The 24,866-nt window shown below is 74.3% G+C and carries 21 protein-coding genes, 1 tRNA gene and 1 pseudogene; 9 read left to right on the top strand and 14 right to left on the bottom strand.

Annotated elements, in window-relative coordinates; all coding sequences use genetic code 11:
• Positions 1–42: 42 nt before the first annotated feature.
• Both ACFVT2_RS15305 and ACFVT2_RS15310 read right to left on the bottom strand, forming a co-directional pair.
• Positions 43–1,590, bottom strand: a complete 1,548-nt coding sequence (locus ACFVT2_RS15305; protein ID WP_390017182.1) for a hypothetical protein — start codon at positions 1,588–1,590, stop codon at positions 43–45.
• Entirely contained in the window at positions 1,581–2,843 is a 1,263-nt protein-coding gene (locus ACFVT2_RS15310) for a hypothetical protein (RefSeq protein WP_390017185.1), read from the bottom strand. The genes ACFVT2_RS15305 and ACFVT2_RS15310 overlap by 10 nt, the downstream gene beginning before the upstream one ends.
• A gap of 185 nt (positions 2,844–3,028) precedes the next feature.
• On the opposite strand from ACFVT2_RS15310, the gene ACFVT2_RS15315 reads away from it, so the two are divergent.
• Positions 3,029–3,628, top strand: coding sequence for a histidine phosphatase family protein (locus tag ACFVT2_RS15315; protein WP_390017187.1), 600 nt, complete (start codon positions 3,029–3,031; stop codon positions 3,626–3,628).
• Between the two features lie 36 nt (positions 3,629–3,664).
• Here ACFVT2_RS15315 and ACFVT2_RS15320 read toward each other — a convergent pair whose 3' ends face one another.
• Complete coding sequence (locus tag ACFVT2_RS15320; RefSeq protein ID WP_390017189.1) at positions 3,665–5,107, bottom strand: tetratricopeptide repeat protein; 1,443 nt, start codon at positions 5,105–5,107, stop codon at positions 3,665–3,667.
• A gap of 216 nt (positions 5,108–5,323) precedes the next feature.
• Between ACFVT2_RS15320 and ACFVT2_RS15325 the strand changes: the two genes are divergently transcribed.
• Positions 5,324–5,806: a hypothetical protein gene (locus ACFVT2_RS15325; protein WP_390017191.1), complete on the top strand. Its 483-nt coding sequence runs from the start codon at positions 5,324–5,326 to the stop codon at positions 5,804–5,806.
• 122 nt (positions 5,807–5,928) lie between these two features.
• Here the strand turns inward: ACFVT2_RS15325 and ACFVT2_RS15330 are convergent, their stop codons facing one another.
• The 4 genes from ACFVT2_RS15330 to ACFVT2_RS15345 all read right to left on the bottom strand — a co-directional run bounded on the left by ACFVT2_RS15330 (position 5,929) and on the right by ACFVT2_RS15345 (position 11,000).
• On the bottom strand, positions 5,929–7,170 hold the full coding sequence (locus tag ACFVT2_RS15330; RefSeq protein ID WP_390017194.1) for a glycosyltransferase: 1,242 nt from the start codon (positions 7,168–7,170) through the stop codon (positions 5,929–5,931).
• Positions 7,171–7,303: 133 nt separating this feature from the next.
• A complete protein-coding gene (locus ACFVT2_RS15335; protein ID WP_390017196.1) occupies positions 7,304–8,755 on the bottom strand; it encodes a sugar transferase in 1,452 nt (483 codons plus the stop codon).
• Positions 8,752–9,924 carry a glycosyltransferase family 4 protein gene (locus ACFVT2_RS15340; RefSeq protein ID WP_390017198.1) on the bottom strand — a complete coding sequence of 391 codons (1,173 nt, stop codon included), beginning with the start codon at positions 9,922–9,924 and terminating at the stop codon, positions 8,752–8,754. The genes ACFVT2_RS15335 and ACFVT2_RS15340 overlap by 4 nt, the downstream gene beginning before the upstream one ends.
• Positions 9,925–9,986: 62 nt before the next feature.
• On the bottom strand, positions 9,987–11,000 hold the full coding sequence (locus tag ACFVT2_RS15345; RefSeq protein WP_390017200.1) for a hypothetical protein: 1,014 nt from the start codon (positions 10,998–11,000) through the stop codon (positions 9,987–9,989).
• A gap of 219 nt (positions 11,001–11,219) precedes the next feature.
• On the opposite strand from ACFVT2_RS15345, the gene ACFVT2_RS15350 reads away from it, so the two are divergent.
• Together ACFVT2_RS15350 and ACFVT2_RS15355 are read left to right on the top strand one after the other, a co-directional pair.
• The gene (locus ACFVT2_RS15350; protein WP_390017202.1) at positions 11,220–11,528 is read left to right on the top strand and encodes a chaplin; all 309 of its coding nucleotides are present in this window, start codon (positions 11,220–11,222) and stop codon (positions 11,526–11,528) included.
• 158 nt (positions 11,529–11,686) lie between these two features.
• Entirely contained in the window at positions 11,687–12,547 is an 861-nt protein-coding gene (locus ACFVT2_RS15355; RefSeq protein ID WP_390017204.1) for a spermidine synthase, read from the top strand.
• Positions 12,548–12,583: 36 nt separating this feature from the next.
• On the opposite strand, the gene ACFVT2_RS15360 is transcribed toward ACFVT2_RS15355, so the two are convergent.
• Positions 12,584–13,141 carry a hypothetical protein gene (locus ACFVT2_RS15360; protein ID WP_390017207.1) on the bottom strand — a complete coding sequence of 186 codons (558 nt, stop codon included), beginning with the start codon at positions 13,139–13,141 and terminating at the stop codon, positions 12,584–12,586.
• Between the two features lie 118 nt (positions 13,142–13,259).
• Here ACFVT2_RS15360 and ACFVT2_RS15365 point away from each other — a divergent pair, with 118 nt between their 5' ends.
• From ACFVT2_RS15365 to ACFVT2_RS15375, 3 genes and pseudogenes are all read left to right on the top strand, one after another.
• The gene (locus ACFVT2_RS15365) at positions 13,260–13,952 is read left to right on the top strand and encodes a response regulator transcription factor (protein WP_390017210.1); all 693 of its coding nucleotides are present in this window, start codon (positions 13,260–13,262) and stop codon (positions 13,950–13,952) included.
• Between the two features lie 34 nt (positions 13,953–13,986).
• Positions 13,987–15,471: a sensor histidine kinase gene (locus tag ACFVT2_RS15370; protein WP_390017212.1), complete on the top strand. Its 1,485-nt coding sequence runs from the start codon at positions 13,987–13,989 to the stop codon at positions 15,469–15,471.
• A 292-nt stretch (positions 15,472–15,763) separates the two neighbouring features.
• Positions 15,764–16,666: pseudogene (locus tag ACFVT2_RS15375) on the top strand (chitinase); the annotation flags it as partial.
• A 117-nt stretch (positions 16,667–16,783) separates the two neighbouring features.
• Here the strand turns inward: ACFVT2_RS15375 and ACFVT2_RS15380 are convergent.
• Positions 16,784–17,692, bottom strand: coding sequence for a helix-turn-helix domain-containing protein (locus ACFVT2_RS15380; protein ID WP_390017214.1), 909 nt, complete (start codon positions 17,690–17,692; stop codon positions 16,784–16,786).
• A 162-nt stretch (positions 17,693–17,854) separates the two neighbouring features.
• Between ACFVT2_RS15380 and ACFVT2_RS15385 the strand changes: the two genes are divergently transcribed.
• Complete coding sequence (locus tag ACFVT2_RS15385; protein ID WP_390017216.1) at positions 17,855–18,505, top strand: NAD(P)-dependent oxidoreductase; 651 nt, start codon at positions 17,855–17,857, stop codon at positions 18,503–18,505.
• Positions 18,506–18,586: 81 nt separating this feature from the next.
• On the opposite strand, the gene ACFVT2_RS15390 is transcribed toward ACFVT2_RS15385, so the two are convergent.
• The 3 genes from ACFVT2_RS15390 to ACFVT2_RS15400 all read right to left on the bottom strand — a co-directional run bounded on the left by ACFVT2_RS15390 (position 18,587) and on the right by ACFVT2_RS15400 (position 20,666).
• Positions 18,587–18,662: transfer RNA gene (locus ACFVT2_RS15390), tRNA-His, on the bottom strand.
• A 106-nt stretch (positions 18,663–18,768) separates the two neighbouring features.
• Complete coding sequence (orn, locus tag ACFVT2_RS15395) at positions 18,769–19,389, bottom strand: oligoribonuclease (protein ID WP_390017219.1); 621 nt, start codon at positions 19,387–19,389, stop codon at positions 18,769–18,771.
• 5 nt (positions 19,390–19,394) lie between these two features.
• Complete coding sequence (locus ACFVT2_RS15400; RefSeq protein WP_390017221.1) at positions 19,395–20,666, bottom strand: GlxA family transcriptional regulator; 1,272 nt, start codon at positions 20,664–20,666, stop codon at positions 19,395–19,397.
• A gap of 1,022 nt (positions 20,667–21,688) precedes the next feature.
• Between ACFVT2_RS15400 and ACFVT2_RS15405 the strand changes: the two genes are divergently transcribed.
• Positions 21,689–22,210 (top strand): universal stress protein, encoded by a 522-nt coding sequence (locus tag ACFVT2_RS15405; protein WP_390017223.1) that lies wholly within the window; start codon positions 21,689–21,691, stop codon positions 22,208–22,210.
• Positions 22,211–22,544: 334 nt separating this feature from the next.
• Here the strand turns inward: ACFVT2_RS15405 and glmS are convergent, their stop codons facing one another.
• Together glmS and ACFVT2_RS15415 are read right to left on the bottom strand one after the other, a co-directional pair.
• Complete coding sequence (gene glmS / locus ACFVT2_RS15410) at positions 22,545–24,374, bottom strand: glutamine--fructose-6-phosphate transaminase (isomerizing) (protein ID WP_390017471.1); 1,830 nt, start codon at positions 24,372–24,374, stop codon at positions 22,545–22,547.
• Positions 24,375–24,454: 80 nt separating this feature from the next.
• Positions 24,455–24,730, bottom strand: coding sequence for a hypothetical protein (locus ACFVT2_RS15415; protein WP_016574541.1), 276 nt, complete (start codon positions 24,728–24,730; stop codon positions 24,455–24,457).
• Between the last annotated feature and the right edge of the window lie 136 nt (positions 24,731–24,866).

Genomic DNA, 24,866 nt, shown 5'->3' on the forward strand with positions numbered 1-24,866 from the left:
CGCTTTCCGGGGAGTTGGCGGGCGTGGGGCGGTGGACGCGGATCACAGGAAGTCCTCGGGGGTGACCGGATCGGCGGCGGGCGCCGCGTCGCCGGGGCCGGCCGGGGGACCGCCGTGCGTCCACGGCGTGTCCTCCGGCTCCGGGAGGGCGGGGCCGCCGCGCGGGGCGTGCTCGAAGAGCGTCCAGCACAGGGCGTCGCCGGGCTCCGGTACCGAGCCCGGCTCGGGGGTGCGGCCGCGGCCCATGCCACCGGTGAGCCGGACCACCGGGGCGCCCTCCTCACCGGCGGCGTACGCCACGAACTCGGCGGTCTGGGTGCGCCCGTCGGGGAACGCGCGGTAGAGCTTGGCGCCCTCGGCCAACGGGGGACGGTCCTCGGTGCGCAGCGTCACCAGGGGGCGCGGCATCGGCCGCTTGCCCTCGGAGAGCGCCATCTCGACGTCGGTGACCGTGCCCTGCAACGCCTCGCCGGCGAGCCGTCGGGCGGCCATCACCAGGGGGTCGTCCAGGGCTTCCTGGGCGTCCAGTTGGGCCTGCGCGCCCTCCCGGGCGGCGAGCTTCCGGGCGGCGGTGATCGCGTCGTCCTGCTTGGGCTGCGGTGGCTCCCCGGCGCGGATCCGGTCGCGGTGGGCGGTGTACGACCAGCGGTCGCGCTTCCAGCGGTCGGTGACCCGGGCGCCCTCGGGGAGGCCGCGGAGCAGGTCGATGCCCTGCCAGACGGCGTCCCAGGTGGGCCGCAGTTGGCTCTCGACGAGGGCGCGGACCTCCTCGTCGGCGCCGGGTGCTCCGGCGTCGTAGCGGGCCATCGCGGGGGCCAGCAGCCGGTTGTCGAACGCCGGGTCGGTGGCCGGTCCGGCCGGCGGGCAGTGCAGCTGCCCGTCCGTGTCGCGGGCCGCCTCGGCGAACTCGGCGGCCCGCTGGGCCGGTACCCCGGGCGGCGGGGCGATCCAGGCGAGCAGCGCACCCAGGTGCTGGTCCTCCAGGACGCTCTGGCCACTCGCCCAGTGGCGGGTCAGCAGGCCCGTCATGGAGAGCAGCAGGGAAGCGCCCGGCACCCGGGCCCGCTCGCCGAAGTGCGTGAACCAGCGGCCCAGCAGCGGGACGTGCGGCGGCGCGGGGTAGGGCGTCTCCGGTTCCTGCTCGGCCGTCCGCCGGAACCGCATCGAGCGGCCCAGCAGGCGGACGTACTCGATACCGGCGGCGCTGGGCACGATCAACTGGGGTGCGTCGGTACACAGTTCGACTTGCACCGGGACCTTCTTGCCGGTCTCCGCGTCGGTCTCCTTGCGCTCCTCGAACTCGACGTCGTCGGCGAAGCCGTCCACGTAGGGCAGCACCGCCTCGGCCAGGTCGGCGAGGAAGGCGAACCGCAGGTCGCGGTCCCTCGGCTGAGGGACCGTCAGCAGCAGCGGCTTCTCCCGGTCCGTGCCGACCAGGGCGCCCAGCGGGGCACCGGCCTCACCGGCGGTGGTGAGCGGGACCAGGATCAGCGGGTCGGTGGCGAGGTGGCGGTGGCGGACCGTGGTCAGCGGCTGGGCGCGCCCGGCGGCCACCGCCTCCATCCGGGCCAGCGTCTCGATCAGTGACATGTGTCCTCCCCGTGCCGGGGGGCCGGTGGGGGCGCGGCGTCAGCCGCTCCGGTGGAGCCGGTGCGTGCACCGGGGGTGCCGGCGAGGGCCGCGGCGCGCAGTGCGGCGGCCGCGCGGAGGGCCTGGACGGCCGGGTCGTCGGGGTCCGCGCCGGGCGCGCCGGCGGCCGCCGCCAGCGCCTCCTCGATGGTCCGCAGCCCGCCCAGTTCGCCCCGTGCGCCGCGGCCCAGGGACTCCACCGCACCGTCCTGGCGGGACCGCTTGCGGCAGTGGAAGGCCAGTTCGCAGGCGGCCAGGCACTCCGGGGCGTAGGCCGCGGAGACCGCTTCCACCGCCTCGGTCAGCTCGTCGGACGGGCGGGTCGCGGTCCGGCCGTCGTCGGTCAGCCCGAGGTCGAAGGTGGTCCCCGCCGGGAGCGTGTCGGCGATCTCCTCGACGCGGGTGAGGCGGGCCAACTGGCGCCGGGTGGTGGCGAGTTGCTTACGGACGTCGACGGTGGCGGCGGTCGGGAGGTTGGAGAAGTCCTTGGGGCAGACCAGCAGCGCCCGCTCGCGGACCCGGACGGGGCGGCCGGTGTGCGCCGCGGTGTGCTCGGCCACCGCCTCCAGTGCGAGGACGTAGACCGCCGCCTGGCGGGCCGCGGCACCGACCTTGGCGGCGTCCGCGGACCCGTCGATCATCGGGAAGGACTTGATCTCGACGACCGTCCAGCTGCCGTCCGGATGCACGACCACGGCGTCCGGCTCCACGTAGGCCGGTGAGCCGGCGACATCCATCGCCAGCAGCGGGTGGTCCAGCAGCGCCCAGCCGCCGGCCGCGGTCGCCTCGCGCAGCGCCAGCGCGGTGCGCGCCGCCCGGCCCTCGGGCCCGGCCGCGGACAGATCGGGCCGGGCGACCGCGTCGTCCTCGGGCACCGCGGTGCCCGGCGCCAGCCGCTCGCACACCAGCCGCAGCAGTTCGATGCCGCCGTCGGCCTTCACCCGGGCCTCGAAGGAGTTGCCGCGGACCAGGGCGAACTGGGACTGGCCGTACGCGGCGGGCGAGCCCAGCGCGCGGGCCAGCGCGCCCTTGTCGACGCCCGCGCCGTCCAGCAGCGCCCGGCGTCGGCAGCCGGGATTGGCGGCGAGCGCGGCGAGGGCGCGGGCATCCAGCGACCGGGGGCGCACCCCCGGTCCGCGCAGCTCGGTCAAACGCTGCCGCAGGCTCGGTGGGCTTTCGCGGGAAACGTTCACCCGCCGAAGTCTCGCATCCATCACGCCCGGTGCCGGCACCGGCTCCACTACGGCGGCGAGCGCCACGCACTGCGGCCGGCGCCCCCTTGCCGGGGCCGCCGGCCGGGTTCCCGCCGGGTGCGCGATGATGGAAGGGCCGCGGTCAGCGCCGCCCGCGCCCAGCGAAGCACGACGACAAGCCGGGAATCCGGCGAGAGGTACGACCCATGGCACCGCGCATTCTCCTGGCCAGGCACGGGCAGACGGAGTGGTCCGTCTCCGGCCGGCACACCGGACGGACCGACATCCCCCTGCTGGACGAGGGGCGGCGCGGCGCCAAGCTCCTGGGCGAGCGGCTGCACCGCGCCCCCTGGGACGGCCTGCCGGACGTCGAGGTCCGCACCAGCCCCCTGGTGCGCGCCAAGGAGACCTGCGAACTGGCCGGCTTCGGGACGCGCGCCCAGGAGTGGGACGCACTCCTGGAGATCGACTACGGCGCCTACGAGGGGCTCACCCCGGCGCAGATCAAGGCCGACCGGCCGGACTGGCTGATCTGGCGGGACGGGGTGCCGGCGGGCGAGACGCTCGCGGAGGTCTCCGCCCGGGCCGACGAGGTCGTCGACCTGGTGCGCTCGGCCGACCGCGATGTGCTGGTCTTCGCGCACGGCCACATCCTGCGGGTCCTGGGGGCACGCTGGCTGGGCCTGGACATCTCCTTCGCGGCGCGCCTCCGGCTGGCGCCGACGTCCCTGTCGGTGCTCGGCTGGGCCTACGACGAACCGGCCGTGGTGAGCTGGAACGACACCGGGCACCTCGACCTCGACTGAGCGCCGCCGCCCTCGGCGGGGGGCGGCCCGGGTCGGCTACCGCCCCACGGGTTCGCCGGCCGTCCGGTAGTGCGCCAGGAAGTCGGCGACCGGGCCGCAGCTGCGGTAGGGGCCGAGCGCCCGGGCGGCGTCGTCCAGCATCGCCCGGATCCGGGCGGAGCGGACCCGCGCCAGCAGGGTGAGCGCCTGGAGAGCGGCCGTGGCGGCCTCTTCGGCGGCGCCGCTCGCCGCGAGGTTGCCCGCCAACTCCGTGGTGAACAGGGCGATGTTGCGGGTGAAGTGAGGATCCTGCAGTGCCACCGCCCGGCGTGCGTGCTCCGCCGCGCGCCCCCGTTCGCCCAGTGCCGCCCAGCACTGCGCCGTGAGGCCCGCGAATTCGGCCTCCCCGTAGAAGGTCATCCACTCCGGATCACGCTCCCCGGGCCCGGCCGCGAACAGCCGCTCGGCCCGGGTCAGCGCCTGCGTGCAGCCGGTACGGTCGCCGAGGCCCGCCCAGCCGCCGGCCTCGCGCAGCGCCAGCAGCGACCGCAGCCGCGGTGAGCCGAGCCGCTTGGCGGCCTGTTGGGCGGCCTGCGCGGCCCGTACCGCCTCGCGCGGCCGGCCGGTGTCGCGGGCCAGGAAGGCGGTGTTGCAGAACGCGTGCGCCTCCAGGGCGGCGTCGCCGCAGACCCGGGCGGTGGACAGCGCCTCCGCGTAGTGCGAGCGGGCGTCGTCGAAGCGGCCCGAGTCGTGCGCCAACCAGCCCACGGAGATGGCGAGTTCGCCCGCTCCGGCGTGCAGCCGGTCGTAGACCGCGCGGCGTTGGGTGCCGGCGTCCAGCAGTTCGTAGGCGGCGCGCAGTGGTTGGGCGGCGCGGTGGTACAGGCCGTCGGCGCCGTGCCGGTCGTCCAGCAGGCGGATCCGGCGGACGGCTTCCTCGACGGCGGTGGCCTCGGCGGCGCCGGCCCGGGCGCCGGGGGCGGTACGGGGTCCGGGCACGGACGCGGCGGAGCCGTCCGGCGGGGCCGGTGCCTGTGCCGGGGGGCCGGCCGGGCAGAAGCCGGCCAGGCCCAGGGCGGCCGCCGGGCCGCCGGTGATGAACGCGCGACGTAGCACGTCGCTCTCCTCGCAGTTCTGGATACGGGTATCGCGGTGGTCGGGGTCGGTCGCCAGGGCCGCGGCGCTCGTTGCCGACGTACGCGCCCCCCGTCCGCGTACCGTCTCCCGCGGCGCGAACCCCATGTCGGGCAGCGTCAGCCCCGGGAACATGTGCCGGAACACCCGTTCGTAGGCGTAGTTCGGGCACCGGATCTCCCCGGACTCGACGCGGCCCACATAGCGGGCGTCGCACGAGACCTGCTCGCCGATCTCACGGGCGGACCGTCGGACCGCCGCCGCGAACTCGCCGGGTGACAGCCGGCCGCGCAGCTGTCGGAAGGCGGTGTTCGGACGGGCGGATACGGTGCGGGACGACGCTGAACGCTGAGCTTGCGACGCCATGGCGGACCTCTCCGTGCCCTACTCCGTGCCATCGTGTGACCGTGCCGCGTCCTGGCGGTGCGGCGGGTCGACGGTACCGGCTGTGACGGGTCCGCCACCCTGCGTTTGGCAACAAACCGGAATATCTCACCCGCGATCCGCCATGAAGTGCCATCCTTTGCAGCGTTCCGCCGCCGTAGCTGTTGACGCGATCCTCCGTTGAAGACGGTGTAAAGGGTGTGGCGCGTGCAGGAGGAGGGGTTCTCCGTGTGGGAGACCGGCGTCAGCAGGGGCGGCAAGGAGTCCGCGGGTCGGGCCGTGGGCCACGAGGGGCATACCGCCCCGGTGGCCGCCGCCCAGCCCTGTGACCTGGTCACGGTGCCGGCCCGGCAGGGCCTGGAGGCGGTGGACATCCTGCGGCTGCGGGACGGCGTCGGCCCGGTCCTGCACGACGGCGCCTGCGACACCCTCGGCTTCCTGGTCCCGCCGGGGACCGCCGACGGCTGGGACGTACCGGGCAGTGCCTGTACCCAGACCTCCGCGCGCGGGGTCTCCTTCGGCGGGTCGGACGGCGGGGCGGTGCCGGAGCCGCCGGTGCAGGGCACCGGCTGGCTGGTGCCGCCGGAGGGGGCGTACGGCGATGCCACCGACCCGGTGGTGCTGCGGGCCGCGCTGGGGGAGGCGGCCCGCACGATCGAGGCGGTCGACCGCTGCCAGTGAGGCGGCGGTGTCGGCGCGGGTGAGGTGAGAGGTCCGGTCCGCCGGTGGGGCGGCGGGGCCGGTGAGGGGCGGCCGTGGTGCCGCCCCTCCGCCGTGTCCGGACCGGCCGGCCCGCCGGCCCGTCAGCGCTGGGAGAGCGAATGCCCGTCGGGTACCGGCGCCGGGGACGGGTCGGGCAGGGAGACGCCCGGGGGCAGGCCCTGGGGCGGGGGGCCGGTGGGTGCCGTCGCCGGACGGGTCCGCCGCGACGCGACGCGGGCCTCCTCGTAGACGGCCATCAACTCCTGGGCGCTGCGGTCGATGTCGTAGCGCCGCACTACTGGGGGCACCGGCAACCGGACCACTCCGGTGCGCCGCAACTCCCTCAGCGCGGCGGCGAGTTCGTGTACGCCGTGGCCGAAGCGGCGGGCGCCGGGGGCCTGGTCGTCGGGGAGTTCGTCGACGACCGGGCAGCTGCCGTGGAGGACGTGCAGTCCGGAGGCCAGGGCCTCCAGGGTGGCCAGTCCGAACGCTTCGTCGGGGGACGGCGACACGAAGACGTCGATGGCCGACAGCAGACCGGGGATGTCCGGTTCGTCACCGGCCGTCGGCCCGTCCGCACTGCCGCGGGCGCCGAGCAGGTGGATCCGGTCGGCGGAGCCGAACTGCCCGGCCATCCGTCGCAGCAGTTCCCGTTCCGGCCCGTCCCCGGCCAGCAGCAGGTGGACGCCGGGCAGCTGGGTCACCGCCCGGACCAGGACGTCGAACCGTTTGCCGGGCACCAGCCGGCCGGCGCCGCCGACCACGAACGCGTCGGGCGGCAGGCCGAGCCGGGCCCGGATCGTGGCCCGGGCGGCCGGGTCGTAGGCGAAGCGGTGGGCCTCGATGCCGTTGGGCACCACGTGGATCCGCCGCTCGGGGACACCCCAGCGGCGCAGCCGGGCGGCGACGGTGTCCGAGACCGCGACGGTCGCCGAGCCCAGCCGTTCGGTGGCCCGGTACAGGGTGCGGACGCCGCGGGTCAGCCGGCGGCCCTCGATGACCGCGTCGCCCAGCGAGTGCTCGGTGGCGACGACCGCCCGGACGCCGGCCAGCCGGGCGGCGATCCGGCCGTAGACGCAGGCCCGGTAGAGGTGGGTGTGGACGAGGTCGGGGCCGACGGTGCGGATCAGGCCGGCCAGGCGGGGGAGCGCGGACAGGTCCCGGGTGCCGGTCATGCCGAGGTGGGTGACGGGGGTGCCGTCCGCCTCGATGGCCTCGGCGAGTGGGCCGGGGTTGGTCAGGGTGACGACCTCGCAGTGGGCGGGCAGCCGGCGCAGCAGCAGCCGCAGCTGCTGCGCGGCGCCGCCCACTTCGAGGCCGGTGATGACGTGCAGGACTTTCACCGGATCCCTCCAGGGGTAGCGGCCAGGGTGGCCTGGTCAGCGGCCGGGTCGGCCTCGTCGGGGGGCAGTGCGCGGCGGTGCGGCGGACGCGGGGGGCGGCCGGTCGGGGCGGCCGGCACCGCGGCGCCCGGGGTCACCGGCCCGCCCGCCGGAACGGCGACCGGGCCGCGGCCCGCAGCAGGATCCGCAGGTCCTGTCCCGGCGACCAGCCGTCGATGTAGAGGTTGTCGAAGCGGGCCCGGTCCTCGGCGCGGGCGCCGTCGCGCAGCCCGTGCACCTGCGCCAGGCCGGTGAGGCCGGGCGGCATCCGGAGCCGGGCCGCGTAGCCGGGGTGCCGGCGGGCGAACTCCGCGGCCCGGGCGGGGCGTTCGGGGCGCGGCCCGACCAGGCTCAGCTCGCCGCGCAGCACGTTCCACAGCTGCGGCAGCCCGTCCAGCGAGGTGCGCCGCAGCCATCGCCCGAGGCGGCCGGGCCGGGCACCGGGGCGCGCGGTGCGGAACCGCAGCAGGGCGAACCGCCGACCGTCCTTGCCGACGCGTTCCGGCCGGCAGAACACCCCGGGCCCGTCCACCAGCCGCACGGCCAGGGCGCAGCCGAGCAGCAGCGGCGCCGCCAACAGCAGTGCCACCGACGCCAGGACGAGGTCCAGTGCCCGTTTGACCGGCCCGCCGGACCGGGGCCGCGCGGTCTCCAACGGCCGGCAGGCGAACCCCCACAGGTGGCCGGTGCCCGACCCCGCCGGCCGCCCGTCGTGCCCCGCGGCGGCCCCGGCCAGCCAGACGGCCGCGCCCTGCCCGAGGAACCGGCGGAGCAGCGCCGCGGCGTACGGGTCGCTCTCCGGCGGCAGCAGGAACACCGCGTCGCGGACGGTGTGCCGGATGACCGCGCGGGTGACCGCCTCCGAGGAGCGGAGCAGCGCGGGGCCCGCGCCGGCCGGGGCGCCCTCGGGCCCGATCGGCCCGGTCGCCACCACGCCCACCGGGCGCAGCCCGTACTCCGGGTGCGCCAGCAGCGCCGCGGCCAGTTGCCGGGCGGCCGACTCCGGGCCGACCAGCAGCGCCGACCGCGGGCGGCGCCGGGCGGCGGCGCGCCGGACCCGGTACACCACGGCCCGGCCGGCGCCGGCCAGCGCCGCCTGCGCGGCCACCGCGGCCGGGAGCGCGACCGGGCCCAGCGCGAGCCCGGGGCGCAGCGCGGCCAGCGCCGCGGCCGCCGCGCACCAGCCGGCGGCGGCCCGGCCCAGCAGCGGCGCCAGCTCGTCCAGCGCGGCCGGGGCGGGGCCCGGACGGTAGAGCCCGGCCCGGGAGTTGAGCAGCAGCACGACCGGCACCAGACCGGCGAGCAGCGCCGGGTCCGCTCCTACGAGGAGGACCGCGCCGGCGGTGGCCAGCGCGTCGGCCGTCGCCAGCAGGGCGGGGACGGCCCGCCGCGGCACGGTCCGGCCGGACCGGGCCGGTGACGCCGGGTCGGGCGCGGGGCGGCGGGGCGGCCGGACCGGGACGGCGGGCTGGGGCAGCATCCCGGCCGGCGGCCGGGCGCACCTCTCGGCGTCGACCGCGGGAGCGTCCGCGCGCTCGGCGGTCATCGCCCGGCCCGCGCCGCGGTCAGGACGGGCGGTACGGCGAGCAGTTCCCGGTAGAGGTTCAGCACCGCACCCGCCGTCCGCTGCACGTCATGGGCCATCCGTACGTGGTCCGCCAGCCGTGCGCCGAGTGCCGTCCGCCGGTCGGGGTCGGCCAGCAGGGCGGTGACGGTCCGGGCCAGCGCGGCCGGGTCGCCCGGCGGCACCAGGCAGTCGTCGGCGGCGTCGGCCGGCAGGCACTCCCGGGCCCCGCCGACGTCGCTGAGCACCACCGGCCGGCCGCAGGCCATCGCCTCCAGGGGGACCAGCGCCATCCCCTCCCACCGCGACGGCACCACCACCAGGTCCGCCGCCCGGTACCAGGGGGCGGCGCTGTCGGCGGCGCCGGCGAAGAGCACCCCGGGCGGTGCGGCCCGCCGCAGCGCCGCCCGGTCCGGCCCGTCCCCGACCAGCACCAGGCGGGCGCCCGGGACCGCCGCGGCCACCTCGGGCCAGGCCCGCAACAGCGTCGACTGGCCCTTCTGCGGACACAACCGGGCCACGCACACCACCAGCGGCGCCCCGGCCGGCACCGTGCCGCGCAGCGCGGGCAGGGCCTCGCGCGCCGCGGCCCGGGCGTCGTCGTCGGTGGGCGAGAACCGCCGCAGGTCCACGCCGTTGGGGATCACCACCCACCGGCCCGTCACCCCCGCGGTCGCCCCGCGCCGCCGCTGCGCCTCGCTCACGCACAGCACCCGGTCCGTCCAACGCGCCGCGTACCGCTCCCAGATCCGCGCCGCCAACCCGCCGACCGCCTCGAACGGCCAGCAGTGCGGCTGGTGGACGGTCGGGATCCGGCCGCGCAGGGCCATCCGGGCGGTGTACCCGGCCCGGGGCCCGTGGGCGTGCACGAGGTGGGGGCCGGCGCGCCGGACCAGCCGGGTCAGTCGCCGGCGCCCGGACAGCGTCGTCCCGAGGGCGCCGCGGGCGGACCAGAGCACCACTTCGGCGCCCGCGACGGCGGCCTCGACGTGCAGGGTGCCGCCGGGCGGCGCGGCCACCACCACCCGTAGTCCGGCCGCCACCTGGGACCGCACCAGGTCGGCGACGACCCGGGCGATCCCGCCGTCGACCGGCTGGGACACATGGAGGACCGTGAGGCGGTCCTGGGACGGCAGGTCTTGTGGCAGCACGCGCACTGCTCCCCTGATTACCGAGCTGTCAGAACTCCGCGAGAATTGCCGGTGCCCGCCGTTCAGTGCCGCAGATCGGCCTGGACGAAGAGCGCGCCGAGCAGAAATCCCGCCTTTCGGGTGGTGAAGCGGAATGCCAGCCGATCGCCTCCGGACCGGAGCGCCGGCGTCAGGTCGAAGACCTCGGAATCAAAACCACGAGTGGTGCGGTAAACGGGTGCCCGGCGCGTTTGCCGATCAGAATTCGGGCCGGTCGAGTGCACCGCTCCGTTCGTCTGATCGGTGGAATCGTGAAGCGCGACCGGGGTAATCCGACCGGCCCGGGCAGAGATTGTGTGCTGCTTTTCGTGCGTTCCGTGGTAGGCCACGATCCCGGCCCGCCCGTGCGCCCGCGCCGGAATGCGCAGCCCGGTCAGGTGCACCGCGAACGCCCGGCGGTGCCCGCCCAGCGGCTCGAAGCCGTCCCACAGCGCCATCCGCCGCAGTGGCTCCTTGGGGTTCTCGTAGGCGACGACCATCACCCAGTCGCCCCGCGCCCGCCCGCGCTCGGGGGCCGGCCGGGCCACCGCGTACGCACCCGGCCCGCCGCGCCGCACCACCGCGGTGACGTCCGCGGACGCCTGATAGTCGTCGGTCCGGGCGGTGGTACGGCGCCCGATCGGGCTGTCCGCGCGCACCTCCTCGTACCGGCCGCGGGGCCCGGCGAGCAGCACCTGCCCGGCGTCCCGGGCCGCCGCGGGCCCTCCGGACCGCAGGTCACCGCCCCAGTACAGCCGGGCGTAGCGCACCCGGGACCCGGCCGGCAGCCGCAGCCGGGCGCGGCCGGTCCGGCGGGGCGCGGGGCAGGACGGGTCGGTCGGGGCCGCCCGGCGCGCCGCCGGACGGCAGGTCACCAAGGAATGGGCGACCCGTGCGAGGCCGCCGCGCCCGGTGACGTGGAAGCGCTCGGCGAACGGAATTCGGGAGGAATCCCGGGGGGCCGGGGCGGCTACTGCCGAAGTCAGCGTGGCCGACAAAGCCAGGGCCGCGAGCGCGCATACGGCGCCGCGCCCGGTGCGGTCCATCGACTTCGGCATGACGTCCTCTCCGGCTGCAAATCAGTCAAACAGGAGAGCACTCTGGCAGAAATCATGCCGGAAATCGTGGCAGGCGCGCCGCGGTGTCTTCCTGGTTTCCGATCAGACGAATACCAGCCAGACAGGCTAATGAATCCGCTTAAGTGGTAGCACCCGCATCCCCAGTCCATATTGTTCGTTGTGTCCGATGCCCCATTCGTAAACTGAGAGGAGAACGGAATGAAGCGGTTCGCCAAGACCGCGGCGGTGGCTGCGGTCACCTCGACGCTGGTACTGGGTGGCGCGGGTCTCGCCTCCGCCGACGGCGGGCACCACGGCCGCAAGGGCCATCACGGTCGTTTCGACGAGGGCCGGCACCACGGTCGGACCGGTGCCAAGGCGGTCGGCTTCGCCGCGCACTCGCCGGGTGTCCTCAGCGGCAACGTCATCCAGGTGCCGATCAACATCCCGATCAACGTGTGCGGCAACAGCGTCAACCTGTTCGCGCTGCTGAACCCGGCATTCGGGAACTTCTGCCTCAACAAGTGACCCCACGCCGGTCCCCAGGGACATGCGGACCGGCTCGGATCACGGCACACCAGGCGGACTGCCCACGGCCCCAAGCCGCTGGGCGGTCCGCCGCCTCCTTTCTCGCACCGGCCCTGACCAGCGGATACCGTCCCGCGGCGGCACGCCATACTGGAGGCATGGCGAGAAGCAGACGCGGGCGCGGCGGCCCGGAACCCGTGACCGGGACGGTCGGCGGCGGCGTCGCGGAACTGCGCCCCGACCGGGACCGACCGCGCGGCTGGACGCTGCTGATCGACGGCGCCCCGCAGTCCCACGTCGACCTCGACGACCCGTCGTACCTGGAGTTCTCCTACCAGCGGCGGCTCGGCCACATCGTCGACCTGGTGGCCCCGCCCGGCGCGCCGCTGCGCGTCGTCCACCTCGGCGGCGGCGCCCTGACCCTGGCGCGGTACGTCGCCGCGACCCGGCCGCGGTCCACCCAGCAGGTCGTGGAGATCGACACCCCGCTGGTCCAACTCGTCCGCGACCAGCTGCCGTTGGAGAACACCTGGCGGATCCGGGTCCGCGGTGCGGACGCCCGCGCCGGGCTGGCCCGGATCCCGGACGGCTGGGCGGACCTGGTCATCGCCGACGTCTTCGCCGGGGCCCGCACGCCCGCGCATCTGACCAGCGTCGAATTCGTGGCGGAGGTGCGCCGGGCGCTGCGGCCCGGCGGCTGCTACGCGGCCAACCTCGCCGACGGGCCGCCGCTGGCGTTCCTGCGCGGCCAGATCGCCACCGTCCACACCGTCTTCCCCGAGTTGGCGCTGACCGCCGAGCCGGCCGTGCTGCGCGGCAAGCGGTTCGGCAACGCCGTGCTGCTCGCCGCCGACCGGGCCCTGCCGGTCGCCGAACTGACCCGGCGGGCGGCCGGTGACCCGCACGCCGGCCGGGTCGAACACGGCCGGGCGCTCCTGGACTTCACCGGCGGCGCCGCCCCGGTCACCGACGCCACCGCGGTCGCCTCACCGGCCCCGCCCGCCGGCGTCTTCACCTGAAGGGCGCCCACGGCCCGGCCAACGTCAACTCCCTTGCTACGTCGCGTGGTTGCTGGTCTCCACGGTCGGCGGGTGGCCGTTCCAGGTACAGATCACCGAGGTGTGCGCGCCACCGCCGGTGAAGTCGACCCGGAGCCACTGGTCCTGCCTCCACACCTGCATCTCCCAGCCCGCGTTGGGGGTCGCCGACACCAGTTCGGCGGAGTCGGAGCCCAGGGAGAGCACCACCCGGCCGCCGGACGTGGCGAAGCTGCGGACCCGGCCGCCGGTGGCCGGTGACGTGCTGCCGCCCGGGCTGGCCGAGGCGGCCGGCGCGAGGTCGCCGGCGGTGCGGGACGGGGCGGTGGTCCGCGCCGGCCGGTCGTCGGCGGGGGAGGAGGACGGGCTCGCGGAGGCCGAGGCGGACGGTTTCGGCCGGTGGGTGGAGGAGACCTGCGGCAGGGCCGAGGCGGCCACCTGGTCGGACAGGGGCAGCGCCCGCGGTGCGTCGTAGACCGTGCCGGAGAGCACGGTGTGCACGCCGAACCACGACAGGGTGACCGCGGCGCCGGTCGCCAGCGTCCAGGCCGCCGCATGAACCAGACCTCGTTGCATCTGGCTCATCTTGCCCCACCCGCCGCAGCGGTCGCAGCCCGTCCGGCGCCGGCCGCCGGGCCGTCCGGTTGTCAACCGCGCGTAAGGAAACTCGTCCGTATGGCGTACGGTGCCGCCCATGGCACGAGTGCTCGTGGTCGAGGACGACCAGTTCGTACGTTCCGCGCTCATCCGGCATCTGACCGAGGCCGGCCACGCGGTGCGCAGCGTCGGGACCGCCCTGGAAGCGCTGCGCGAGGTGGCTCAGGTCGGCTTCGACCTGGTCGTCCTCGACCTCGGTCTGCCCGACCTGGACGGCGGCGAGGCGCTGAAGATGCTGCGCGGCATCACCGACGTCCCGGTGATCATCGCGACCGCGCGGGACGACGAGGCCGAGATCGTCCGGTTGCTGAACGACGGCGCGGACGACTACCTCACCAAACCGTTCTCGGTCGAGCACCTCTCGGCCCGGATGGCGGCCGTGTTGCGCCGGGCCCGGGGCGCGGCACCCGGCGCAGAACCGCCCTCACGAGTGATCCTGGTCGGCGGGCTGTCCATCGACCCGCTGCGCCGCCGGGCCGCGCTCGACGGCACCGCGCTCGACCTCACCCGCCGCGAGTTCGACCTGCTGGCCTTCCTCGCCCAGCGCCCCGGCGTGGTCGTGCCCCGCAGGGAACTCCTCGCCGAGGTCTGGCAGCAGTCCTACGGGGACGACCAGACCATCGACGTCCACCTGTCCTGGCTGCGCCGCAAACTGGGCGAGACCGCGGCCCGGCCCCGGTACCTGCACACCCTGCGCGGCGTCGGCGTGAAGCTGGAGCCGCCACGGTGAGCGCCCCGCGCGGAGCGGCGGCCGGGGAGACGCCGTGAGGTGGGCCCTGGTCAAGGTGGCCCTGGCGGTCACCACGATGGTCGTGGTCGCGTTCGCGGTACCGCTGGGGCTGGTGGTCAAGGAGATGGCCTCCGACCGCGCCTACTCCAATGCCGAGCGGCAGGCCGCCGCCCTCGGCCCGGTCCTCGCCATCACCACCGACCCCACCCAACTGGAACGGGCCCTGGCCAGCGCCGAAACCGGCCCCGGCGGCCGGATCGGCATCCACGTCCCGGAGGGCGGCAAGGACGGCGGCCCGGCCGAGATCGGCGCCCGCCGGGCCGCCCCCGCCGACGTCGCCGCCGCGGTCCGGCTCGGCCGGGCCTCCATCGCCCAGGTCCCCGGCGGCACGTCGTTGCTCCAGCCCACCGCGGTCGCCTCCGGGATCGCGGTCGTCGAGGTGTACGTCCCCGATGACGCGCTCACCAACGGGGTGGCCACCTCCTGGGCGGTGCTGGCCGGCGTCGGCCTGGCACTGGTCATCGGCTCGGTCGCGGTCGCCGACCGGCTCGGCACCCGGATGGTGCGCCCCGCCGAGCGGCTGTCCGCCGCCGCCCACGACCTGGGCCGGGGCGACCTCGGCGTCCGGGTGCGGGAGGACGGCCCCAAGGAACTGCGCTCGGCGGCCAGCGCCTTCAACGCCATGGCCGACCAGGTCGTCCAGCTCCTCGCCAACGAACGCGAGCTGGCCGCCGACCTCTCGCACCGGCTGCGTACCCCGCTGACCGTGCTCCGGCTCAACGCCGCCTCGCTCGGCGACGGTCCGGCCGCCGAGCAGACCCGGGCCGCCGTCGAGCAACTGGAACGCGAGGTCGACCAGGTCATCCGCACCGCCCGCGCCCAGCGGGAACACACCGCACAGGCCGCCGCCTCGGTCGCCGGCTGCGACGCGGCCGAAGTGATCCACGACCGGATGGACTTCTGGTCGGCGCTGGCCGAGGACGAGGGCCGCACCGTACGGGTCGCCGGCGCGGACCGCCCGGTGCGGGTGCCGGTCGCCCGCCCCGACCTCGCCGCGGCCCTGGACGCCATGCTCGGCAACGTCTTCCGCCACACCCCCGAGGGCACCGCCTTCGCCGTCGACGTGCACAACGCCGACGACGCGGTGATCGTGCTGGTCTCGGACGCCGGGCCGGGCATCGCCGACCCGGCCGCCGCGCTGCGTCGCGGCTGGTCGGGTGGGGGCAGGGGGCACCACCCGGCGGTAGCCGGGGGAGGTTCGACCGGCCTCGGCCTGGACATCGTCCGCCGGCTGGCGGAGTCCACCGGCGGTGACGTCCGGATCGGCCGTTCCGTACTGGGCGGCACCGAGGTCCGGGTCTGGCTGGCCCTGGACGGGCGGCGCGCCCACCCCGGCGCCCGGCGCGGCCACCGGCTGCGTCGCCGCATCGGCGGTCGGGTGTTCGGCACCCGGGGCCGGCGGGCCGTCCGCGGCGCCGCGCCGGGCGGCCGGTCCCCGGGCCGGGGCGCGGGCTCTTAACCGCCCCCTTCCGCTTCCTTAAGGCGGCCATAATTCCGCCAACCGCCGTACCGAACCCGGCATTTGTCCGTTTCGCTGCCACTAGCGTGCGGGGCGCACCTTCCCCCACGGGTGCACTCCCCCCCCCCATGTGACGACAGGCAGGCACGAGATGAGTTCCTCGGCACACCGGCGCCGGATGAGCCGGACGAGCAAGCTGATCGGCGCGGCGGCGGCCGGCGCGCTGGCGGTCGGCGGCGGGTTCGCCGTCGCCGGCTCAGCGATGGCCACCAAGGCCCCGCAGGCCGCCCCCACCGCCGCCAAGGCCGGCTTCACCCCGTACGTCGACACCTCCCTCACCCCCGCCTACGACCTGACCGGCACCGCGCAGAAGACCGGGGTGAAGCACTTCACCCTCGCCTTCCTCACCTCCGGCGGCGGCTGCGTCCCCAAGTGGGGCGGCTCCGGCGACCTCGGGAGCGACGCGGTGGCCAAGCAGATACCGGCGCTGCGCAAGGCCGGCGGCGACGTCCGGGTCTCCTTCGGCGGCGCCAACGGCACCGAACTGGCCGCCGCGTGCTCCTCCGCGTCCGAACTGGCCGCCGCCTACGGCAAGGCCATCGACCAGTTCAAGCTCACCAAGGTGGACTTCGACATCGAGGGCGGCGCGCTGCCCGACGCGGCCGCCAACACCCGCCGCGCCCAGGCCATCGCCCAACTCCAGAAGCAGCACCCGGGCCTCGACGTCTCCTTCACCCTGCCGGTGATGCCCGAGGGCCTCACCCCGGACGGCGTCAACCTGCTGAGCAACGCCCGGCAGAACGGCGTGCAGGTCTCCGCCGTCAACATCATGGCGATGGACTACGGCTCCTCCTACAACGGCGCCATGGGCACCTACGCCACCCAGGCCGCCACCGCCACCCAGGCCCAGGTCAAGAAGGCCCTCGGCCGTAGCGACGCGGACGCCTGGAAGACCGTGGCGGTCACCTCGATGATCGGCGTCAACGACGTCCAGGGCGAGGTCTTCAAGCCCGCCGACGCCACCACCCTGGTGAAGTTCGCCCAGAGCAAGCACCTGGCCTGGCTGTCCATGTGGTCCGCCACCCGCGACCAGCCCTGCCCCGGTGGATCGTCCAACTCCGCCGAGCCGACGTGCAGTTCCATCGACCAGGCCCCGCTGGCCTTCACCAAGGCGTTCGGCGCCTACACCGGCTGACCCCCCACCGGTCCGGATCCCCTGCCCCGGACCGCCCCAGGCGGGGCGCGGCGGCCACCCCCCACCCGCTGCGCCCCGCCTCCCTTCGCCCCGCCCCTTCCCGACGACGCGAGCCGGTCAGTCCCCGCCCCGTACGGCGGCCCGGAACGCGATCGGCGTGGTCCCGGCCTGCCGTTGGAAGAACTTGTTGAAGTTGGTGGCGTCCGCGAAACCCAGCCGGTCCGCGATCCGCGACGCCGGCTGGTCGCCGTGCGCCAGCAGCCGTTTGGCCTCCAGCACCACCCGCCGGTCGATGAACTCCTTCGCGCCGACCCCGGCCGCCGCCTCGGTGGCCCGCGAGAGGGTACGCGGCGCGTACCCCAGCGCCCGGGCGTAGTCGGCGACCCGGCGACTGCGGGCGAACCCCCGCTCCACCGCGTCCCGGAACCGCAGGTACGTCTCGCCCGCCTCGCACGTCCCGCCGTCCGGGCGGTCCGCCGGCCCCTCCGGATGCGCGGCCCGCAGCACCAGAACGGCCAGCAGGTGCCGCAGCACCTCCAGGTGCACCTCCAGCGGCAGCCCGCCCAGCGCCCCGAACTCCCGGTGCAGTTGCGTCAACGCCTCGTCCAACGCCCGGGCCGCGACGCCTTCGGGGTGCCGCACGGCCGGCCCGTACCAGTCCTCGATGCGGGCCGCGGCGGCGGTCGCCGGGTCCAGGAACCCGGACTCGAAGAGCACCAGCCGCCCCTCCGCCCCGGACAGGTCCCCGAAGTGCTGCACCTGCCCGGGCCGTGACCACAGCAGGTCCCCGGGCTCCATGAGGTGCTCCCGGAAGTCGACGCAGTGCACCAGGTGCCCGCGGTCCAGGACCAGCAGGTGGTGGAAGCCGGGCCGGTGCGGCGTCGAGAGCCGGCAGGCGTCCGCGCGCTCGCGCAGCTCGGCGAGGGTCAGTACCTCCACCCCGGCGGGCCGCCCGGCCGGCGCGGAGAACGCCACCTCACGGATCGCCCCTGCATCCTCTCGGGGGTCCTGTCGCTTTTTCACCATGACCCGTCGCCTCGCTACCCCGGAATCTCCCGTTGATACCCCTAGCGTAGGAGACGTCAGCACAGCTGATGGCGGAAAACGGCATCCGCACCACGGAGGCCGCCACCCCGCGCCTACCCCCGGGCACACCTAGCCCGCACCGAACCACTGGGAGAACGCACCATGTCCAAGATCGCTCTGTTCGGGGCCAACGGCACCATCGGCAGCCGCATCCTCGACGAGGCCCTGCGCCGCGGCCACCAGGTCACCGCGGTGGTCCGTGACCCCGCGAAGGTCACCGTGACCCACCCTGCCCTCACCGTGGTCTACGGCGACGTGCTCGATTCGGAGTCCGTCACCGAGGTGGCCAAGGGCCAGGACGTGGTGGTCAGCGCGGTCGGCGGCGGCGACGGCGCCGGCCACATCGCCACCATCCGGCCCGCCGCCGAGGCGCTGGTCGAGGGGGTGCGGAGGCTGAGCGGCGACGCGCCCCGCCTGATCACGGTCGGCGGCGCCGGTTCGCTCCGCAAGCCCGACGGAACCCAGGTCTGGGACGCCGAGGGCCTCCCGGTCCCGCTGCTCCAGATCATGCACGCGCACGGCGACGCCCTGGACTTCTACCGCACCGTCTCCGACGTCCGCTGGACCAACCTCAGCCCGTCCGCCTCCATCGAGCCCGGCGACCGCACCGGCACCTACCGCACCGCCACCGAAGACCTGCTCGTCGCGGCGGACGGCAGCAGCCGGATCTCCACCGAGGACTACGCCGTCGCCGTCCTCGACGAGATCGAGCAGCCCCGCCACATCGGTGAGCGCTTCACTGTCGGCTACTGAGCGCCCGGCGCCCCTACCGGCGGCGGCATCTGACCCGGAAACACTCAAGGCCCCCGATCCGAAGATCGGGGGCCTTGAGGCTGGGGTGAGTAACGGGACTCGAACCCGCGACATCCTGGACCACAACCAGGTGCTCTACCAGCTGAGCTATACCCACCAAGACCGGTGCTGTGTGGTTCCTTTTCCCCACCGGCTGAGAAAAAGTGTACAGGCTCCCGGGGGGTGCTCGCTCCCAGGTTTCGCGTCCCCGGGAGCGAGCTACGTCACTGTCCTGCCGACGCCGGTTCGGCGGGCAGCTTGTGCTTGGCCGCGATGGCCTTCGCGGTCTCCGAGTCCGGCCCCGGCTGCGGCACGAACACGGCCTCCCGGTAGTAGCGCAACTCCGCGATGGATTCACGGATGTCCGCCAGCGCCCGGTGGTTGCCGTTCTTGTCCGGACTGTTGAAGTACGCCCGCGGGAACCAGCGCCGGGCCAGTTCCTTCACGGACGACACATCGACGATCCGGTAGTGCAGGTAGCTCTCCAGTGTCGGCATGTCGCGCAGCAGGAAGCCGCGGTCGGTACCGACGGAGTTTCCGCACAGCGGCGCCTTCCCCGGCTCCGGCACATGCTGCTTGATGTAGGCAAGCACCTGTGCCTCGGCCTCCTCCAGCGTCGTTCCGGCGTCCAGCTCGGCCAGCAGCCCGGAGGTGGTGTGCATCTGCCGCACCACCTCCGGCATGGTGGTCAGCGCCTCGGCTGGGGGACGGATCACCACATCCACCCCGTCACCCAGCACGTTCAGCTCCGAGTCGGTGACCAGGGCGGCCACCTCGATAAGCGCGTCACTCGCCAGCGAGAGTCCGGTCATCTCGCAGTCGATCCACACCATGCGATCGTTCATACGTCTCACCCTACGGGGCGCTCCCGCTGACCGGGCAGTACGGGGCGACCGGCCCCCCGGCCGACCGGGGTCTCCGGTAGCCGCGCGGCGTAACCCTCCAACGGTGGCTTGCCCACGTCGGCCGCCTCGGCGGCCAGACCGTGCCCGCCCAGGGCGGCGGCGGAGAACCGCTCGCTGCCCAGCGCCGCCCGTTCACGCTCCGGACGCTCGGCCCGTTCCGGGCGCAGCGCTGGTTCGGGCGCACCGTTCTGCGGCCGGCGGGCGCGGTAGGCCGCCCGGTAGGCCGCGGGTGAAGCGCCCAGCTGCCGCCGGAAGTGGCCGCGCAGTGCGACCGGCGAGCGGAACCCGCAGCGCCCGGCGACCTCGTCCACCGAATAGTCGGAGGTCTCCAGCAGCCGCTGGGCCTGGAGGACCCGCTGGGTGATCAGCCACTGGAGCGGAGCGCTGCCCGTGAGGGAGCGGAACCGCCGGTCGAACGTGCGCCGGCTCATGTACGCGCGGGCCGCCAGCGTCTCCACGTCGAACTGCTCGTGGAGGTGCTCCAGCGCCCAGGCGACGACCTCGGCGAGCGGGTCGGCGCCGATCTCCTCAGGTAACGACCTGTCCAGGTAGCGCTGGTGCCCGAGGTCGGACGCGGTCCGCCGGGGCGGGACGACCAGTCGGCGGGCGAGCGCGTTGGCCGCGTCGGCGCCGTGGTCGGTGCGCACGATGTGGAGGCACAGGTCGATCCCGGCGGCGGTGCCGGCGGAAGTGAGGACGTCGCCGTCGTCGACGAAGAGCTCACGCGGGTCCACGTGGACGGACGGGTAGCGCTTGGCGAGCGTCGGCGCGTACATCCAGTGGGTGGTGGCCGGTCGGCCGTCGAGCAGTCCGGCTGCGGCGAGGACGAACGCCCCCGTGCACAGCCCGACGATCCTGGCCCCTTCCTCGTGCGCACGACGCAGTGCGTCGAGCGCCGCGGGTGGCGGGGCCTGGGTGATGGAACGCCAGGCCGGTACGACGACCGTCCCGGCACGGGAGATCGCCTCCAGCCCGTAGGGGGCTGACAATTCGAGCCCCCCGGTCGTGCGCAAAGGCGCATCTTCGCCCGCGCACACAAGTAGCCGGTACCTCGGAACGCCTGCGTCTTGGCGGTCGATGCCGAAGACCGAGAGCGGAATGGAGCTCTCGAAAATGGGGCCGCCGCTGAAGAGGAGCACCGCGACTATTTCGCGGCGTCGTCGGGCGGCGAGCTTGCGTGCGGCATCTGGTGGTACGGCAGCGGAGTCCTGGCTCATGGCACTTAAGCCCCCCTCGGTCGTCTCGCCCTCTCGGTCTTGCACAGTTCCCCCGCCGTAGCTACCAAGATCGAATCTACTGTGTCCCGTGAGGATGGAGTGCCAAGTTCACCACCCGCTGGTATGTCGATATGGCAACTTGGCGCGAAGCATTCGATCACGAAGCGTTCCACTCGTCGGGCCTGCATGGGAAGTACGCGTCTCGGCTCTGCCCGTTCGCAGTAGGGCACAACCATGCCCGGCGGTCCTTTCCTCCCTGCTCACACCGGGGTTGAGGGGGGTCCAGGGCAAGGGGTGAGTACGGGCCGGAAGTTGGCCGAAAACGGTCGTGCACAGACTTGCGGAGCTCTCAATCGGCCGGCGTGCGCCCCCTGCTGAGGGGTGCGCCCCCTTGCACTCCCGTCCCGGTATTTCCCCTTTTGCCCCTCTGGTGGGTGGCGTCTCCAGCACGGGGTTGCGTGGTTGTCCACTCGGGTCGGTGCGATGACCCGCGGCGGGCGCCGGCCGCCCCCGCGGCGCCGAGCGTGGCGCCCGTCCGTGCCCGCCGGTGCCGTCCCGCCCGCGATCAAGACGACGGGTGCCGCGGGCGGTCGGACGCGCCCGGGGGCGCGACGCCGCTCACCGGGTCGAGTGATCTACGGTGCGGCGGCGGCGTCGTGGTGATCACCGAGGCCAGGCGGCGAGGGCGGCGCCGTCGATGCGCGCGGGGCGCCGCCGGGGGTACGTACGGGGGCAGGGCGGGGCATTGCCATCCGCGCCACGCTCCGGCATGCTCCGGGGAACGCTTGCGGCCCCGGACCGCCCCGTACGGGCGCCCGGTGACCCGTGGGCGTTCTGGGCAGTGAAGGAGTAGCGCCGTACTCTTGGGGTATCGGCTTGGAAAGATGATTCCCAGTCGTGTTGTTCCTCTTTGAACTAAGGCTCCTGCTCCTTGATCGAGCCGCCCAGGTCAACTGCCGGATCAAGTCAATCGCCGTTCCCCGTTCGCCCCTCCGCAAGAGGACGTTCTCGCCGAGACACCCATGGCCGGTCACGAAACCCCTGAACCCGCGGACCGCAAGCAGGTCGCCGATCCGATGGCGGACCTCGAAGCGGTGGAACAGAAGCACCACTCCTGCGATCCCGCCTTCCGGCACGGCGTCGTGGTCGGCTTCGACGGCTCCACGTCGAGCGAACGCGCGTTGGCGTATGCAATCGGTATGGCGCGACGCCACGGCTCCGGCCTGATCATCGTCCACGTGGCCAACCGGCTGCCGACGACGGTGTGGGCGGGCTGCGAACCCCCGGTCTTCGTGGACGTCCCCGATCACCGCACCGAGGTGCTCGGGCTGGAGCTCGCCTGCGCCGACCACCTCGCCGAGGTCCCCTGGATCCTCGTCGAGCGCGGCGGCGACATCTGCCACGAGCTGGAGGAGGTCGGCCGGGAGTACGAGGCCGACGCGATCGTGGTCGGCTCGACGCACGGTCTCGTCGGCCGGATCTTCGGCTCGGTGGCCGGCCGGCTGGCCCGCCGGGCACGCCGCCCGGTCATGGTCATTCCCTGACACCGGCGAGGACGGCGAGGATTCCGCCCCCGGTCGGTGCGCGGCCGAACTCCCTTGTGCGTGCCCCTCGTTGATCGACTCTCCGCGACATGTCCACAGTTGAGGGGGCGTCATGGGGATTGTGGGCAACGGAAGCCCGGTTGCCGTCCGGAGGTTGGTTGTGCGCTTGTGACGGGTAGAAAACGGTCACAGCGACGTGCTGCCGGCCGGGACGTGACGGATCCCGGGGCGGCGGCATCCCGCCGGCGTAATGGGCGACGCCGGCAAAGGGGAGGTGCCGGCTCCGCGTGCGTACGGTGGCACGCACGCGGAGCCAGCGCCTGTTTTTGCGGGCCTACTCCACCGTGACGGACTTGGCGAGGTTGCGGGGCTTGTCGATGTCCCGGCCCAGGGCCAACGCCGTGTGGTAGGCGAGGAGTTGGAGCGGGATGCCCATCAGGATCGGGTCCAGCTCGGGCTCGTTCTTCGGCACCACGATGGTGTGGTCGGCCTTCTCCTGCTCGGTGTGGGCGACGGCGAGGATCCGGCCGCTGCGGGCCTTGATCTCCTCCAGCGCGGCGCGGTTCTTCTCCAGCAGGTCGTCGTCCGGCACGATCGCGACCGTCGGCATCGCCGGCTCGATCAGCGCCAGCGGGCCGTGCTTGAGCTCAGAGGCCGGGTACGCCTCGGCGTGGATGTACGAGACCTCCTTGAGCTTCAGCGACGCCTCGCGGGCCACCGGGTAGCCGCGCACCCGGCCGATGAACATCATCGACTTCGCGTCGGCGTACTGGGCCGAGAGCTCCTTGATCTCGTCCTCGCCCTTGAGGATCTCGTCGATCTGGCCGGGCAGCTTCCGCAGGCCCTCGATGATCCGCTTGCCGTCCGCGACCGACAGGTCCCGGATCCGGCCCAGGTGCAGGGCGAGCAGCGCGAAGGAGACCACCATGTTGGTGAAGCACTTGGTGGAGACCACGCAGACCTCGGGTCCTGCGTGGACGTAGATGCCGCCGTCGGTCTCCCGGGCGATCGCCGAGCCGACCACGTTCACCAGACCCAGCACCCGGGCGCCCTTGCGCTTGAGCTCCTGGACGGCGGCCAGCACGTCGTAGGTCTCACCGGACTGGGAGACGGCGACGTAGAGGGTGTCGGGGTCCACGACCGGGTTGCGGTAGCGGAACTCGGAGGCCGGCTCGGCGTCCGAGGGGATGCGGGCCAGCTCCTCGATCATCTGGGCGCCGATCTGACCGGCGTGGTACGAGGTGCCGCAGCCCAGGATCTTCACCCGGCGCACCGCACGCGCCTCGCGGGCGTCGAGGTTGAGGCCGCCGAGGTGGACGGTGGAGAAGCGGTCGTCGATCCGGCCGCGCAGCGCCCGGTCCACCGCCTCCGCCTGCTCGGAGATCTCCTTGTGCATGTAGGTGTCGTGGCCGCCCAGGTCGTACGACTCGGCCGCGTACTCGACGGTCTCCGGCGTCGCCGTCGTACGGGAGCCCTCGGTGGTGTACGTGCGGTAGTCGTCGGCCTTGAGGGTGGCCATCTCGCCGTCGTCGAGGGTGACGACCTGGCGGGTGTGCGAGACCAGCGCGGCGACGTCGGAGGAGACGAACATCTCGTGCTCGCCGATGCCCAGGACGACCGGGGAGCCGTTGCGGGCGACCACGATGCGGTCGGCGAAGTCGGCGTGCAGGACGGCGATGCCGTAGGTGCCCTCGACGTGGCGGAGCGCCTCGCGGACCTTCTCCTCCAGCGTCGGGGCGGTGGAGCGACCGATGAGGTGGGCCAGCACCTCGGTGTCGGTCTCGGAGGCGAACACGACGCCGTCGGCGGTCAGCCGGGCGCGCAGGTCGGCGGCGTTGTCGATGATGCCGTTGTGGACGAGCGCGACCTTGCCCTCGGTGTCGAGGTGCGGGTGGGCGTTCTCGTCGGTGGGGGCGCCGTGGGTGGCCCAGCGGGTGTGCGCGATGCCGGTGGAGCCGGCGAAGCGCTTCGGCAGGCGGGACTCCAGCTCCCGGACCCGGCCCTTGGCCTTGGCGGTCTTCAGACCGCCGGCGGCCTTGCCGGTGCCCTTGGCGTGGATGGCGATGCCGGCCGAGTCGTAGCCGCGGTACTCCAGGCGCTGGAGGCCCTCAAGGAGCAGCGGCGCGACATCGCGCTTGCCGATGTATCCGACGATCCCGCACATACGGTGACCCTTCTCGTTGGCGTTCATGGGGGCTCGGCCGTCCCTGGCCGGTCCGGGGCCGGTTTCGGCTCCGGAGGCCGTCAGCCGTAGACCAGGCGGCGCAGCTGGCGCAGTGAGAGCGGCGGTGGGGACACGGCGCGGTGCGGCAGCTCGTGTGCGATCCGCTCGAAGATCGCCTCGTTCCGCAGTCCCTGGGACTGCAGCTCGCGGTGTCTGCGGCGGACGAACCCCTCCGTGCTCTCGTCGAAGTACGCCAGCACGTCCAGCACCACCCGGGCCGCTTCGCCGCGCTGTAGCGGCGTGCTGCGGACCAGGTGGTCGATGAGGTCCTCGTGGGACGGACGGCGTTCGAGCACCCGTCGATATTGCGGGGCCGCGCGGAGAATCGCAAGAAATCTGCCCGATATCGGGCAGCTAGAGCCGAACGCGCCCGGAAACTGGTCTACACCTTGACCGGCAACCGGGCGCGCGGTACGCATGGTCACCGTCCGG

Origin of the sequence: Streptomyces sp. NPDC058000, from assembly GCF_042886435.1 — a bacterium.
In the GTDB taxonomy this organism is placed as follows: domain Bacteria; phylum Actinomycetota; class Actinomycetes; order Streptomycetales; family Streptomycetaceae; genus Streptomyces.